Source organism: Acetobacter indonesiensis, assembly GCF_000963945.1.
Classification (GTDB): domain Bacteria; phylum Pseudomonadota; class Alphaproteobacteria; order Acetobacterales; family Acetobacteraceae; genus Acetobacter; species Acetobacter indonesiensis.
Window position 1 is genome coordinate 221379 of sequence record NZ_BAMW01000006.1, and the last position, 14690, is coordinate 236068.

At 55.4% G+C, this 14690-nt stretch carries 14 protein-coding genes; 11 read left to right on the forward strand and 3 right to left on the reverse strand.

All coding sequences use genetic code 11. The features are described 5' to 3' along the window. Positions 1-96: 96 nt before the first annotated feature. The 4 genes from lepA to Abin_RS02245 all read left to right on the forward strand — a co-directional run bounded on the left by lepA (position 97) and on the right by Abin_RS02245 (position 5644). Positions 97-1902 carry a translation elongation factor 4 gene (gene lepA / locus Abin_RS02230; RefSeq protein WP_048844702.1) on the forward strand — a complete coding sequence of 602 codons (1806 nt, stop codon included), beginning with the start codon at positions 97-99 and terminating at the stop codon, positions 1900-1902. A 143-nt stretch (positions 1903-2045) separates the two neighbouring features. Further along, the gene (gene metX, locus Abin_RS02235; RefSeq protein ID WP_048844703.1) at positions 2046-3221 is read left to right on the forward strand and encodes a homoserine O-acetyltransferase MetX; all 1176 of its coding nucleotides are present in this window, start codon (positions 2046-2048) and stop codon (positions 3219-3221) included. Beyond that, entirely contained in the window at positions 3221-3829 is a 609-nt protein-coding gene (gene metW, locus Abin_RS02240) for a methionine biosynthesis protein MetW (protein ID WP_048844704.1), read from the forward strand. The genes metX and metW overlap by 1 nt, the downstream gene beginning before the upstream one ends. A gap of 486 nt (positions 3830-4315) precedes the next feature. Next, positions 4316-5644, forward strand: coding sequence for a DEAD/DEAH box helicase (locus tag Abin_RS02245; RefSeq protein ID WP_048844705.1), 1329 nt, complete (start codon positions 4316-4318; stop codon positions 5642-5644). 59 nt (positions 5645-5703) lie between these two features. Here Abin_RS02245 and Abin_RS02250 read toward each other — a convergent pair whose 3' ends face one another. From Abin_RS02250 to Abin_RS02260, 3 genes are all read right to left on the reverse strand, one after another. Next, positions 5704-6708, reverse strand: coding sequence for an endonuclease/exonuclease/phosphatase family protein (locus tag Abin_RS02250; protein WP_084593404.1), 1005 nt, complete (start codon positions 6706-6708; stop codon positions 5704-5706). Beyond that, positions 6641-7324 carry a carbonic anhydrase gene (locus Abin_RS02255; RefSeq protein ID WP_048844706.1) on the reverse strand — a complete coding sequence of 228 codons (684 nt, stop codon included), beginning with the start codon at positions 7322-7324 and terminating at the stop codon, positions 6641-6643. The genes Abin_RS02250 and Abin_RS02255 overlap by 68 nt, the downstream gene beginning before the upstream one ends. Before the next feature lie 268 nt (positions 7325-7592). Next, positions 7593-8216: a LabA-like NYN domain-containing protein gene (locus Abin_RS02260; protein WP_048844707.1), complete on the reverse strand. Its 624-nt coding sequence runs from the start codon at positions 8214-8216 to the stop codon at positions 7593-7595. Between the two features lie 156 nt (positions 8217-8372). Here Abin_RS02260 and folK point away from each other — a divergent pair, with 156 nt between their 5' ends. The 7 genes from folK to era all read left to right on the forward strand — a co-directional run bounded on the left by folK (position 8373) and on the right by era (position 14635). Continuing rightward, positions 8373-8864 carry a 2-amino-4-hydroxy-6-hydroxymethyldihydropteridine diphosphokinase gene (gene folK, locus Abin_RS02265; RefSeq protein WP_084593405.1) on the forward strand — a complete coding sequence of 164 codons (492 nt, stop codon included), beginning with the start codon at positions 8373-8375 and terminating at the stop codon, positions 8862-8864. Positions 8865-8942: 78 nt separating this feature from the next. Further along, complete coding sequence (rpoZ, locus tag Abin_RS02270; protein ID WP_048838473.1) at positions 8943-9314, forward strand: DNA-directed RNA polymerase subunit omega; 372 nt, start codon at positions 8943-8945, stop codon at positions 9312-9314. 54 nt (positions 9315-9368) lie between these two features. Continuing rightward, positions 9369-11675 carry a RelA/SpoT family protein gene (locus Abin_RS02275; RefSeq protein ID WP_371862204.1) on the forward strand — a complete coding sequence of 769 codons (2307 nt, stop codon included), beginning with the start codon at positions 9369-9371 and terminating at the stop codon, positions 11673-11675. Positions 11676-11709: 34 nt separating this feature from the next. Beyond that, the gene (acpS, locus tag Abin_RS02280; protein WP_048844709.1) at positions 11710-12117 is read left to right on the forward strand and encodes a holo-ACP synthase; all 408 of its coding nucleotides are present in this window, start codon (positions 11710-11712) and stop codon (positions 12115-12117) included. A gap of 64 nt (positions 12118-12181) precedes the next feature. Further along, positions 12182-13000, forward strand: coding sequence for a signal peptidase I (lepB, locus tag Abin_RS02285; protein WP_370684388.1), 819 nt, complete (start codon positions 12182-12184; stop codon positions 12998-13000). Further along, positions 12997-13743 (forward strand): ribonuclease III, encoded by a 747-nt coding sequence (gene rnc, locus Abin_RS02290; protein ID WP_237594464.1) that lies wholly within the window; start codon positions 12997-12999, stop codon positions 13741-13743. Before lepB ends, rnc begins: the two co-directional genes overlap by 4 nt. Beyond that, positions 13736-14635 carry a GTPase Era gene (gene era / locus Abin_RS02295; RefSeq protein WP_048844711.1) on the forward strand — a complete coding sequence of 300 codons (900 nt, stop codon included), beginning with the start codon at positions 13736-13738 and terminating at the stop codon, positions 14633-14635. The genes rnc and era overlap by 8 nt, the downstream gene beginning before the upstream one ends. The last annotated feature ends 55 nt before the right edge of the window (positions 14636-14690 follow it).

Here is a 14690-nt window from a genome sequence, read left to right on the forward strand (position 1 = left end):
CCTTTTTCAGTCTATGCTGAAAAATTTACAGGAAAACAGACGTTCCCGTATGGGAACAGGCTGACTTTTGCTTTCTTATCGCTTAAAGGGAGCATCATGACCGACACACCCCTTTCGCTCATCCGCAATTTCTCGATTATTGCCCATATTGATCATGGGAAATCGACACTGGCTGACCGCCTGATTCAGGCTTGTGGCGCGCTGACCGCCCGCGAGATGACCAATCAGGTGCTCGACAACATGGAGCTGGAGCGCGAGCGCGGTATCACCATCAAGGCGCAGACCGTGCGCCTGACCTATCCTGCCAAGGATGGGAATATGTATGTGCTGAACCTGATGGACACGCCCGGACACGTTGACTTTGCTTATGAAGTCAGCCGCTCTCTGGCCGCGTGCGAAGGGTCGCTGCTGGTGGTGGATGCGTCACAGGGTGTGGAAGCGCAGACGCTGGCCAACGTGTATCAGGCAATTGATGCCAACCACGAAATTGTGCCGGTTCTGAACAAGGTTGATCTGCCTGCGGCTGAACCCGAACGCGTTAAAGCGCAGATTGAGGAAGTCATTGGCATCTCTGCCGATGATGCTGTGGAAATTTCTGCCAAGACCGGCCTGAATATTGAAGGCGTTCTTGAAGCGGTGGTGACACGCCTGCCACCCCCGGTTGGGGATGCGGAAAAGCCGCTTCAGGCCATGCTGGTTGATAGCTGGTATGACCCTTATCTGGGTGTGATCGTGCTGGTTCGCGTCAAGGAAGGCCGCCTGCATCGCGGCATGAAAATGCGCATGATGTCCAGCGGGGCTGTGCATCAGATTGATCAGGTAGGCGTGTTCTCCCCCCGTATGACGCCCGTTGAAAGCCTTGGCCCGGGGGAGATGGGGTATATCAATGCCGCTATCAAAACCGTGGCCGACTGTAACGTGGGTGACACCATTACGGATGATCGCCGCCCGGCTGATAAAGCGCTGGCAGGGTTCAAGCCGTCCATTCCTGTGGTGTGGTGTGGTCTTTTCCCGATTGTTGCGGATGACTTTGAGAAACTGCGTGACAGTCTGTCAAAACTGCGCCTGAACGATGCATCCTTCCATTATGAAGCGGAAACATCGGCTGCGCTGGGTTTTGGTTTCCGCTGTGGCTTCCTTGGGCTGCTGCATCTGGAAATCATTCAGGAACGTCTGTCTCGCGAATTCGATCTTGATCTGATCGCAACCGCGCCGTCTGTTGTGTACAAACTGACACTGACCAACGGCACGGAAGAAGAACTGCACAACCCGGCAGATATGCCAGACCTGTCGCAGATTGAAACCATTTACGAACCATGGATCAAAGCGACCATCATGGTGCCAGATGAATATCTGGGTGCTGTGCTGACGCTGTGCACGGAACGTCGTGGTGTGCAGGTTGATCTGACCTATGTGGGTTCACGTGCCATGGCAGTGTATCGCTTGCCGCTGAACGAAGTGGTGTTTGATTTCTATGACCGCCTGAAATCACTGACCCGTGGTTACGCCAGCTTTGACTACCAGATGGATGGGTATGAGGAGAGCGACCTTGTGCGTATCTCCATTTTGGTCAATCAGGAACCGGTGGATGCGCTGTCTTTCATTGCGCACCGGTCGGCAGCAGAAACCCGTGGCCGCGCCATTTGTGCCCGTCTGAAAGACCTTATCCCCCGCCAGTTGTTCAAGATTGCGGTTCAGGCCGCTATTGGCAGCAAGGTGATTGCGCGTGAAACCATCGGGGCGCTGTCAAAGGATGTGACGGCAAAATGTTATGGCGGTGATATTTCCCGTAAGCGCAAACTGCTTGAAAAGCAGAAAGAAGGTAAGAAGCGCATGCGGCAGTTTGGTAAGGTGGAAATCCCGCAAAGCGCCTTCCTTGCTGCCCTGAAAATGGATGGCTGAACGGAAACGGCAGGGGCAATCCCCCTGTCTTTTTTGTTCCTCTACACGAAAAGGCAGGGCTGCCCCGGCAGTAAGGCGTACTTGATACGTCCTGTTTCCGTGTTTATGTCGGATACTGTCCTGCCGGAGTTGTTGACCCAACCATGAACAGTACTGCGCCTCTTGACGTTGGCGACCACCAGCACGCCACTTTCCCCGAAGGTCTTGATCTGGAATGTGGGGTGCATCTTGCCCCGGTTGATGTTGCCTACCGTACCTACGGCACGCTTTCTGCCAAACGCGATAACGCCATTGTCGTGTGCCACGCCTTTACGGGTGATCAATATGTGGCAGACATTCACCCTCTGACGGGTAAACCGGGGTGGTGGGGGCGTATGGTCGGGCCGGGACGCCCGATCGATACCAACCGATTTTTCGTCATCTGCATGAATGTGCTGGGTGGCTGCATGGGCAGCACTGGCCCCCGTTCGCTGCGTACCGATGGTAAGGGAAACGGCACCGAACGCTGGGGCACCGATTTTCCGCCCATTACCATCCGCGACATGGTGCGGGCTCAACATATGCTGGTGCGGCATCTGGGGATTGAGCGCCTGTTTGCTGTTGTGGGTGGGTCCATGGGCGGTATGCAGGTGCTTGAATGGGCGGTGACGTATCCGCACATGATGCTGGCGGCCATGCCCATTGCGACAGCCCCGTATCATTCCGCGCAGAATATCGCGTTTAATGAGGTGGGTCGTCAGTCCATTTTTGCAGACCCTGACTGGCATGGGGGACGCTACTGGCAGCAGGGCGTGGTTCCTGCGCGCGGCTTGGCCGTGGCCCGCATGATGGCGCACATCACTTACCTTTCCGAAGAAGCGTTGACCCGCAAATTTGGGCGGCGTGTGCGCAAAGACCCGTCAAATGCACAGGCTCCGGAAGCCTCACTTTCGATGTTCAGTGACGTGTTCGAAGTAGAGTCCTACCTGCGTTATCAGGGCTCAGCTTTTGTGCGTCGGTTTGATGCCAATTCCTACCTGACCATCACCCGCGCCATGGACTGGTTCGATCTTGCCGCCGAGCATGATGGTGAACTGCCAGCCGCTTTTGCTGGCACGCCGGTGCGGTTCTGTGTGGTGTCCTTTTCGTCTGACTGGTTGTTCCCGACCTCCAGCGCCCGGTATCTGGTGCGGGCACTGAATCAGGCGGCGGCCAACGTATCTTTTGTTGAAATTGATACGGACAAAGGGCACGATTCCTTCTTGCTGGATGAACCCGATTTTGACCGCACAGTCCGGGGTTTTCTGTGCGGTGTGGCAGAACATGCGGGGCTTGCCTGATGCGCCTTGATCAACGGCTGATTGCCGACATGATTGAACCCGGAACCCGTGTGCTTGATATCGGCAGCGGGGATGGGGCCCTGATTGACCATCTGTTCCGCATGCGTGGCTGCGATGCTCGCGGTATTGAAATTGATATGCGTGAAGTCACCCGTGCCGTGGCGCATGGTCTGCCCGTAGTGCATGGCGATGCCGACCATGACCTTGCGCATTATCCTGACGGCGCATTTGACTACGTTGTGTTGCAGCGTACCTTGCAGGCTGTGGAACGCCCGCGTGAAGTGCTGCGTCAGATGCTGCGTATTGGCCGCCATGCCATTGTGTCTTTCCCCAATTTTGGGCACTGGCAGTTGCGGCTTATGTTGCTGTTCAGTGGTCGCATGCCCATGACCAGCGTGTGGAATACCCAGTGGTATGAAACCCCGAATATTCACCCCTGTACCATCAGGGACTTTCTGGCCCTGTGTCAGGAGGAGGGATATTGTGTTCAGAAATGGATGGCTGTTGATGAAGATGGGGAGCGCGCGCCGTGGCGGCGTTCCATCCGTCTGGCCAATCTGTTTGGTGAACAGGCATTGTTTCTGTTGGGGCGTAAAGGCGACTGCTAAGGACGCCGTAACACAGCAATAGTTATTAGTGTCAGTGTTGTAACATAAACTTTCTTCTAAAAAATTTGTTAGGTATTCGTGGTGGTGTCAGCAATTTCTGGCATTGAATAGCACCAGTTTCTTTTCAAAAATCCGTTTGAAACTGGCTAAGTATTATGGATTTGCCTGTGTCCTCATGTTTGGTGAATGCTGACCTCAGGAAATGAGATTACCCTGATTGGCGGCTTTCTTTTAGGACCAATATGGTACGGAAGGCTTGCGAGACCAGAAAAGTCCGCTTATATACCCTAAACACAAGGGCAGGGTTTTTCAGAGAACGTCTTCTGAAAATGGGTCACGCTGCCAGTATTTGTTAAAATTCACGACCTCAGTCAGCGCCTGCTGTAGTTCAGGCTTGCCTGACAGGTGGTCTGACAATGAAGGTGCGCAGCTGAAAAGGGGTGGTTTCGTCTCGTTTTTCAGGTAGCACGAAGAGGTTACGCCCTGATGACTACGTTTTCCGATCTGAAGCTTGCCGAGCCCCTGCTGAAGGCGCTGGCCGAGGAAGGGTATGAAAACCCGACCCCCATCCAGGCTCAGTCCATCCCTCATTTGCTGGCCGGGCGCGATCTGCTTGGTCTGGCCCAGACAGGCACGGGCAAAACGGCTGCATTTGCTCTGCCTATCCTTGATTATCTGCTGAAAAACCCGAAAGCCGCAGGCCCGAAAAAAGCCCGCGTCCTTATTCTTGCCCCCACGCGTGAACTGGTTTCCCAGATCAGCGATAGCTTCAAGGCGTATGCACGCCACATGAAGTTTACGCAGGCTGTTGTGTTTGGTGGTGTAGGGCAGGGACGGCAGGTTGAAGCCATGCGCCGCGGTGTGGACGTGCTGGTGGCAGCACCGGGGCGTCTGCTTGACCTGATTGGTCAGGGTTATATCGACCTGTCAGCGCTTGAAGTGCTGGTGCTGGACGAAGCCGACCGTATGCTCGACATGGGGTTTGTGCGCGATATCCGGCGTATTATGACCTTCCTGCCCGCCAAGCGTCAGACGCTGCTGTTCTCGGCAACCATGCCGCGCAGCATTGCCGAACTGGCTAGCTCGCTGCTGAACGACCCGGCAAAGGTCGAGGTCACGCCTCCCTCCAGCACGGTCGATCGTATTCAGCAGGCTGTGATGTTTGTTGACGGTTCGAACAAGCGCGATGCGTTACTGACTCTGGTTGAATCTCCCAAAGTTGCCCGTGCGGTTGTCTTCACGCTGATGAAGCACGAAGCCAACAAGGTTGCAGAGTTTCTAAACAAGAACAGCATTGTGGCGGAAGCGATTCACGGCAACAAATCGCAGGGCGCACGTGAGCGTGCAATGAAAGGCTTCCGTGCGGGGAGCGTGAAAGTGCTGGTTGCGACTGATATCGCTGCACGCGGCATTGACGTTGATGATGTCAGCCACGTGTTCAACTACGACCTGCCGAATGTGCCTGAAAGCTATGTGCACCGTATTGGCCGTACGGCCCGTGCGGGGCGTGATGGCTGGGCTGTGTCATTCTGTGACCCGGAACAGCGTGCATGGTTGCGCGATATTGAAAAAACCATTGGTAAGCCAATTCCGGTTGTGCGCGATCACCCCTGGCATTCTGCTGATGCAGAAAATTCAACCATGCGCCCCCCCGTGTTGGGCGGTGGTGGTGGCCGTGGTCGTGGCGGCCCACCGCGTGGTGGTGCTGGTGGTGGTCGTGGCCGTGGTGGCCCACCGCGCGGTGGCGCGCCGCGCTCTGGTGGCGGAAATGGCCGCATGGGTGGCAGCCGCGCCGCTGCTGGCCGCGCCGGATAAATCATATCCCTTACGGGCAGGAACCAGAAAAGCCACTGCGGGAGACCGTGGTGGCTTTTTTATTGCTGTGACGATGGGATCAAGAGTTTGACTGACACTGCGCAATGGTCAGATAGCGTAGAAGTTTCTTGTCTATTATATGTCAAAACATGAAGTGATTGAGGTATTTTCCAATCAATACTGTTTCCGCCAAGTAAAATGTGGTCAATGAAATACGTTCCATTTTCACAGGGGCTTGCCCACCCCGCAGTTGTTAGGTCAAGCAGCGCGATGTGGCTAAGGCGGCCAAAAAATGGATCATCATGCGTCATCCGGCGATTGAAATCGCCCATTATGATGAAATTCTCGCGCTGTTTCTGCCGGTCAGCGATCCACTGTTGTAATGCCGAGAACTGCTGAACCAAAATGGGGCAGGAATGTCCACGGTCAGTAGGTGGGTTGTCCCAACAGCCTGTTTTCAGATGGACCACCAAAAGCCTTACTTTGGTTGCACCATAGTAAAGCGTGGCATCAAGCCCACTGCGCAAAGGATGGGAAGCAGCGCCTGAACCGATGGTGAGGGACGTCACATCAGGATTCAGGGTGATCCGCAAGTCGCGCCTAACAGCAAGCCCTGTATGCTGGATAATCGGGTCTTGTGTCAGAAAAATCTGATAGGTGCTGGCGGGGAAAATACGAGCGGCAGTTTCAAGAGAATCGACCTCCTGAAAGCCAATAAGATCTGCATTTAGATGCTGGGCGTAGGCAGCAAGCTTGGCGAAGTCTGATGCCGTGCGATGCGGAATATCGGATGGAGCAGTCAAGCTCGACGGGGCAGTGGCATCAAGCAGCCAGTCCATATTCCATGTGGCAATTTTAAGCGGGGCAGCCGCTTGCGCCGCGAGGATCGGGTTGGCTTGCCACAGCCACAGCAGGGTATGCAGAAAAAGACAAAGGAAACCCCGGCGAGGCTGTGGCTTCGCCGGGGTGTAGTCTGAATAAAGACCGCTAGCGGTGTTACGCGGGTTCTTTTTCCAGTTTGGAAATGGTTTCCGGAATGGAAACGCTGCTGTGCGTATTTTCATCCAGAATGCTGATTTCGCCTGAGCCGATGTCATAGAACCAGCCTTGCAGGAACAAGGTGCCCCGCGCCAGCCCTGCTGCAACAGCGGGGTGTGTTTTCAGGTGGGCAATCTGCAACAGCACATTGCGTTCAGACAGGGTGCGGACGTTGGCCGGACCAGCGTCTTCAGCTTTCAGATCGCTCATGGATGCACGGGCTGCTTCGGCATTTCGCAGCCAGCTTGCCACGGTTGGCATTGTATCCAGGCCGCTTTTCTTGGGAGCAAGCAGAGCCTTCATCGCACCGCAGTCAGAATGACCGCAGACAATAATGGCCGATACACCCAGTCCCATGACAGCATATTCAATGGCGGATGACACACCACCCAGCATTTCACCGTAGGCGGGAACGATGTTGCCAATGTTACGCAGAATGAACAGGTCACCCGGTTCTGTCTGGGTAATCAGGTTGGGGTTGATGCGGCTATCAGCGCAGGCAATGAACAGGGCGTCCGGGGACTGCCCCTTTGCCAGAGAAGCAAACAGCTTCTCCTTTGCGGGGAACACCTCGGTATTGAAATGTTCAACGCCGCGAAGCAGCGAGATTAGGCTGGATCGGGCTTCAGAACATGTGGGCATAGATTAGCTCCAGATAAAGCACTCAGGCGGTGAACCGATAATGAACGGTCGTTCATCATGGTAGAGTTGCTTTAAACGCATGACATCCCCTTTTTTTCCGCAACTCTGAAAAAAAATTTAAAGAAACTGAAAAAGTGGGAGAAAACTGCGCTTTTTATTTTTATTAGATGCCTGAATGTGCGGTGGATATAAAAAACGTGATGGTCCCGGCACGGGAAACCATCACGTTTGAAGGAAAACTCACGACAAAAGAGATTGGGGTCTCTTATCAGGACAGCGGATCATCATCTTCCGGTTCGCTCATCTGGTCAGCCGGATGGCGTACTGGTCCGGGCACGCTGCGCGGGCGCGCAGGTGCTTCTGCCTGACGGCGGGTGAAGTTGGCCCCCACAACTGCCAGTTCCATGAAGTTATCAGCCTGACGGCGAAGATCATCCCCAATAAGCGGCGGATTGGAGCGCATGGAGGAGACGACGGACACCCGAGTGCCCTGCCGCTGCACGGCTTCAACAACGCGACGGAAGTCTGAATCGCCCGTAAACAAGATGGCGTGGTCAATATGGGGTGCCATTTCCATCATATCGACGGCAATTTCAATTTCCATATTGCCTTTGACGCGACGCTTACCCGTGGAATCCGTAAATTCGCGCGCGGGTTTGGTGACCAAGAAATACCCATTGTAAGATAGCCAGTCGGTCAGTGGCTTCAGGGGGGAATAATCTTCAGTGTCCAGAATCGCGGCATAGTAATAGGCGCGGATGACGTGCGTTTTAGAGGCAAAGAAATCTAGAAGTTTTTTGTAGTCAACATCAAAGCCCAGGCTCCTTGATGTAGAGTAAAGGCTTGAGCCATCAATAAAAAGACAGGTTCTTTCGTCTTTTTTCAGATTCATTACGAGTATGTCCTTTAATATAACAGCCGGGGATATTGTGAATTTTTGTTAAAAATCGGGCCGTTGGTGAGCGTAAACATGCTTACCATGCTTAATTCTACTGCTGTTTCTAAAAAAAGATACATTTAAATCATGAAATCAAGGAAGGGTACGGAAATGGTGCTAATTGCAGTGGGTGCAAACCTGCCGTGTAATGGGCGGGATGCTCTTGCGACATGCAAAGCTGTGGTGGAGGCCCTGCGAGGACAACCGGCAATACAGGTTGAGGCTGTTTCTCACTGGTATGAAAGCGCGCCTATCCCGCCTTCCGGGCAGCCGCCCTACGTCAACGGGGCGGTGCGTATCAGCACGACATTGGCACCGGAAGACCTCTTGAAAGTGCTGCAAAAGCTGGAGCATGATTTTGGAAGGGAGCGGTCTGTGCCCAATGCAGCCCGGACTCTTGATCTAGATATTATTGCCGTTGGGGACACCTGTCAGGACGATCCGCATCTGATGCTGCCGCATCCAAGAGCGCACGAGCGGGCTTTTGTGTTACTGCCTGTGCGGGATGTCATGCCGGATTGGGTTCATCCTGCCACGGGTCTGCCGTTAAATACTCTGCTGACAAACGTTGCGGGACAGGAAATCAGCCAAATTCAGGAATAAGCCCTTTCTTGCTGGTGGCTGATAGGTTACTATGCTTGTTCTATATCTTGTAGCTGAATTGTCTGGAGGCTCTTCGTAATGGCCCGCGTCACCGTCGAAGACTGCGTAGAGAAAGTCCCGAACCGCTTTGAACTGGTGCTGTATGCGGCCCAGCGCGCCCGCAATATTTCCCGCGGTGAAGAGCTTACCATTGACCGTGATAATGACAAGAATCCGGTTGTGGCGCTGCGCGAAATTGCGGACGAAACGGTTAAACTGCCCGAACTGCGCAATGATCTGATCCGTTCTCAGGCCCGTGAGCCAGAGCCCGAACCTGTTGATGAAGAAGTGCAGGATCTGGTGCCGACAGAGCAGAACATTTTTGGTCTGCAGGAAGTTTCTCCGGAAGAAGAAGCGGCTGATGATGCTGGCGCTGTTGAAGCCGCTCTGAGCGGGCGCACACGTCGGTAAGCGCGAGTGACGCAGGCAGGGAACGAAAACCCGACTGATGCTCTTGCTCCCACGCTGGAGCCTGTTGGCGCTAACACGTCCCCTGCCGTGGTGGAAACACCCGAAGCCGCTCTAACCCCGCCCGATAAAGGCCGTGGGGATATAAATTGTGAGCGGCTGATCAGTGTTGTGCAGGACTATGCTCCTGCCGCTGATGCTGATCTTATTCGTCGCGCATTTGATGTGGCGAAAAAGGCCCATGAAGGCCAACTTCGTGACAATGGTGACCCCTACATAACGCACCCACTGGCTGTAGCCATGATTCTGGCTGGATTCAGGTTGGATGTGCCGTCTCTGCTGACAGCGCTTCTGCATGACACTGTTGAAGATACGGGCGTCACGCAGGATGAACTGCGCACCCAGTTTGGTCCGGTTGTGGCTGATCTGGTCGATGGGGTGACAAAGCTTACCCGGCTGGAACTTCAGTCCGACCGGACCAAGCAGGCGGAAAACTTCCGTAAGCTTGTGCTCGCGATGTCGAAAGACATTCGGGTTCTGCTGGTGAAGCTGGCGGATCGCCTCCACAATATGCGGACCCTCCATTTTGTGGAGCGTGTAGACCGGCGGCAACGGATTGCCCGTGAAACGCTGGATATTTATGCCCCCCTTGCCGAGCGTATCGGTATGGACCGGGTCAAGACAGAGTTGCAAAACCTGTCTTTTGCGCAGCTTGAGCCCGAAGCAGATGCGACCATTCGCGCCCGCCTCAACTATCTGCGGGGGCAGGGGGCTGATGTTATTGAAGAAGTCCGCCGCGAACTGCTTCGCCTGTGTCATGAGGCCGGGCTGAAAAATGTTCATGTGTCGGGGCGTGAGAAGTCGCCTTATTCCATCTGGGAGAAAATGCAGCGCCGGAATGTGGCGTTTGAACAGCTTTCAGATATCATGGCGTTTCGCGTTTTGGTTGAAGCACGCGAAGATTGTTATATGGCGCTTGGGGCGGTGCATGCCGCCTATCCGGTTATTGCCGGACGCTTCAAGGATTACATCTCTACCCCCAAGGCTAACGGATACCAGAGCCTTCATACGGGGGTGACGCTTCGGTCTCCGCGTAACCAGAAAATTGAAGTTCAGATCAGAACCTCGGCCATGCATGATGTGGCTGAAAACGGGGTTGCGGCTCACTGGGCCTATAAAGAAGGTACGGCGGAGGATGAAAGCGGCCCCGCCAGCTTTAGGCGTCCGCGCTGGGTGCAGGATCTGCTGGAAATTCTGGAAGCTTCCTCGGCTCCTGATGAGTTTCTTGAGAACACCAAGCTGGAACTTTATCAGGACCAAGTGTTCTGCTTCTCGCCAAAGGGGCAGCTTATTTCGCTGCCGCGTGGCGCAACGCCTGTCGATTTCGCCTATGCCGTTCATAGCCAGATTGGCGATTCCTGTGTGGGGGCCAAGATCAATGGCCGCCTGATGCCCCTGCGGCACGAATTGCAGAACGGCGATCAGGTCGAAATCATGACTGCTCGGGGTGGCGCACCGTCGCCATCGTGGGAGCGGTTTGTTGTCACGGGTAAGGCGCGTGCGCGTATCCGCCGTTATGTGGCGGCCCAACAGCGTCAGACTTATCTGGATAACGGACGTGCGGCCCTAGCCAAGGCCTTCCGGCAGGAAGGTGTTGATGGGTCTGAAAAGGTTATTGAAACAACCCTGAAGGGGCTTAAACAAAGCTCCCTTCAGGATCTGTATGTCGCTGTCGGCAACAATAACCTCAGCGCAAGGGATGTTGTCTCTGCGGCGTATCCGGAACTTCGGCGGGCAGCGCGTGCGCCGCGCATGGTTCCGGGGCTTCCCGGCGTGCTGGGGACTGCGGGGCCTCGCCCACGGAACGTATCTGGTGGCGGGGGAGACCGGCGCTCTGGTGGCTCTATTCCTTTGGTGGGGCTTGGGCCGGGGGTGGCGACCCATTTTGCAGCCTGCTGTCATCCGTTGCCGGGTGACCGGATTGTGGGTGTGGTGGCAACGGGCAAGGGCATTACCGTCCATACCCGGAACTGCCAGACGCTTGAGAGTTTTGCTGCGACCCCTGAACGCTTTTTGGATGTCGATTGGGATTATGACGCCATGGCCCGCGCAGGCAGTGGCGAATTGCGGGTCGGCCGTATTTCCATCGTGGCTGAAAATGAACCGTCTGTGCTGGCGACGATTACCAATGCTGTTTCCAAGGGGGATGCGTCGATTGTCAATTTGAAGATTGTGCATCGTCAGCTCGATTTCATGGAAATACTGGTGGACGTGGAAGTGCGCGACCTGCGGCATCTTTCCTCGGTTATTGCTGGGTTAAGGGCTGCGCAGGGCATCGCGCAGGCAGACAGGGCGCGATCATGACGCAAAACTTTCCCCTTGGGCGTCAGAGGTCGGAATGAGCGTGATTGCCGCAGGGGTTGATCTGTGTGACATGCGCCGGATAGAGCAGGCCATCGACCGTTTTGGCGACCGCTTTCTGATGCGCGTTTTCACCCCGACCGAACGGAAACGGGCGGAACGGCGCAGCGGGCAGGCCCGTATTGGGGCCTATGCCAAACGGTGGGCTGCGAAAGAAGCGTGCGCAAAAGCATTGGGCACAGGTTTTGCGCAAGGTGTGGCGCACAGTCTGATTGGGGTGGAAAACCTTGAGACCGGACAGCCCACCCTTGTTTTGAAAGGCGCTGCACAGGCACGGTTGCAGGCGTTGATGCCCGCCGGGTGTGTGCCCCATGTGGTGCTAAGTATGACGGACGAGCCGCCTTACGCCTTTGCCGAGGTTATTATCTCGGCGCGTTCGGGTTGACATCCTTGGGGGCGCACGGCTTCATCCGCACGATTTTTCTTTTTGAACTGATGCAAAGCAGGCGATGCAGGACATGACCAAATCGGATTATCCTCCCTCAGAAGCAGGCGTGGATCGTCCCGCATCACCGGGCCGGGTTTTTCTGGACTATGTGCGGACCATCATCACCGTTGCGCTGGCCGTCACTCTGGTGCGGACATTTCTGTTTGAATCGTTCGTTATTCCGTCGGGGTCCATGATCCCTACCTTGCAGGTAGGTGACTATCTATGGGTCTCCAAATATAGTTACGGCTATTCAAAATACTCGCTGCCGTTTTCGCCCAATCTGTTTGAGGGGCGCATCTGGGCAGGAACACCCCATCGTGGCGATGTGGCCGTCTTCCGATTCACCAAAGATACGTCAGTTGATTATATCAAGCGGATTATCGGGCTGCCGGGGGACCACATTCGGGTCACTGCGGGCCATCTGTATCTGAATGATCAGCCTGTACCGTGCCTCAACCCGCATCCTTACACAGCCATTGATGAATCGCAGGTGTCGATGGAAGGGGAAGCTTGTGAAGAGCAGCTTCCGGGGAGTGCTGGCCGTGGTGTTGTGGCGCATCAGGTGCTGAAGCTGATGGATGATGGTGCACAGAATAACACGCCCGATTACGTCGTGCCGCCGGGGTATTTCTTCGCCATGGGCGATAACCGCGACGATAGCGCAGATAGCCGCTTCATGGGCGATGGGCCGAAAGACCTTGGCTTCGTGCCAATGGAAAATCTGGTTGGTCAGGCGCAACGGGTGTTTTTCTCGGTCGATTCCGCGCATCCTCTCTGGCAGTTCTGGTATTGGCCGGTTGAAATCCGCTGGGGCCGTATCCTGCGGAGTGTGGCGTGACCACCCAACGGACAGACAGCGTTCTGCAACCCGCAGGGGAAGCGCTGCAACGGTTACTGGGGTATAAATTCACCAAACCTGCCCTGCTGCATGAAGCGCTGACCCATCGTTCGGCCGCGTATCAGAATGCAGGGGGCAGGCGTCGCTCCCAGAAAGCTAAGGGGGCAGGGTCTAACGAACGGTTAGAGTTTGTTGGTGACCGTGTGCTTGGCCTGCTGATGGCGGAATGGTTGCTCGAGCGTTATCCGGATGAGCAGGAGGGGGCTCTGGGCTCCCGTCTGGCGCATCTGGTTTCCCGCACGACGTTGGCAGAAATTGCGGATCGGTTTGATCTGGCAAAATATCTGACGGTTGCAGCGCATGAAGCCCGTGTCGGCGTGCAAGGAACGGCGAGCGTTGTGGCGGACGCACTGGAAGCTGTTCTGGGGGCAGTGTTTCTGGATGGTGGCCTTGACCCGGCCAGAAAAATTGTCCGGCACGCCTGGAAACCAATGCTTGATGCGCAGGCCAAGCCGCCCAAAGACCCTAAAACTGCCTTGCAGGAATGGGTTTTGGCACGCGGGCAGGTTTTGCCGGTTTATGAAACAATAGGGGCGGATGGCCCCTCTCACGCGCCACTGTTTGTGGTTGAGGTTCGGGCGGGTGGCAAAAGTGGGGAAGGCCGTGCGGGTAGCAAGCGCGCGGCTGAAAGTGCTGCTGCTGCAAGTTTGCTGGAAAAATTAGAGGGCTCACAACATGGCTGAAACAACACGCTGCGGGTTTGCAGCATTGGTGGGCGCCCCAAACGCCGGCAAATCGACTCTGCTCAACCGCATGACAGGGGCAAAGCTGTCTATTGTCAGCCCCAAAGCCCAGACCACGCGGTTTCGCGTGCTGGGTATTCTTATGCGGGAAAAGACCCAGATTTTGCTGGTTGATACTCCCGGTATTTTCCGCCCACGCCGCAAGCTTGATCGCGCCATGGTGGCTGCCGCGTGGACTGGGTCAGATGATGCAGACATTACCTTGCTGCTGATTGATGCAAAATCAGGCCTGACGGAAGCGGTTGAGGAAATTATGGACCGGCTGGCGAAAGCGGGTCGTAAAGTCTGGCTGGTGCTCAACAAGACGGATCTGGTACACCGGGAAGCCTTGCTGCCGCTGACAGCTGCTGTAACCGAAAAACTGTCGGTTGAGCATGTGTTCATGGTCAGTGCGCGTTCGGGCAGTGGTGTGGATGACCTGTTGGACAAACTGGCCGAAAACCTGCCGGAAGGCCCCTATCTGTACCCTGAAGACGACCTGACCGATCTGCCAGACCGCTTGCTGGCTGCCGAACTGGTGCGTGAGCAGATTTTCATGCAGACGCATGAGGAAGTGCCTTACGGTGCCACTGTCGAGACGGAAAGCTACAAGGAACGGCCGGACGGTTCCGTGCGGATTGATGCGACCATTTATGTTTCCCGTGCAGGCCATAAAGCCATTCTGATAGGGGAGCGTGGTCAGAAGATCCGCCAGATTGGGGAGCGCGCCCGCAAGCAGCTTTCCGCACTTCTGGAACGCGAGTGCCACCTGTTTCTGAACGTGAAAGAACGTTCGGGCTGGGATGAAGAACGCGCCCGGCTGCGCGCCATTGGCCTGGATGATGTGCCATAAGGCGGCTCTGCCCGCTTGTGGCCTTGGCTTATGAAGGATAAGAGAGGGGCAACTT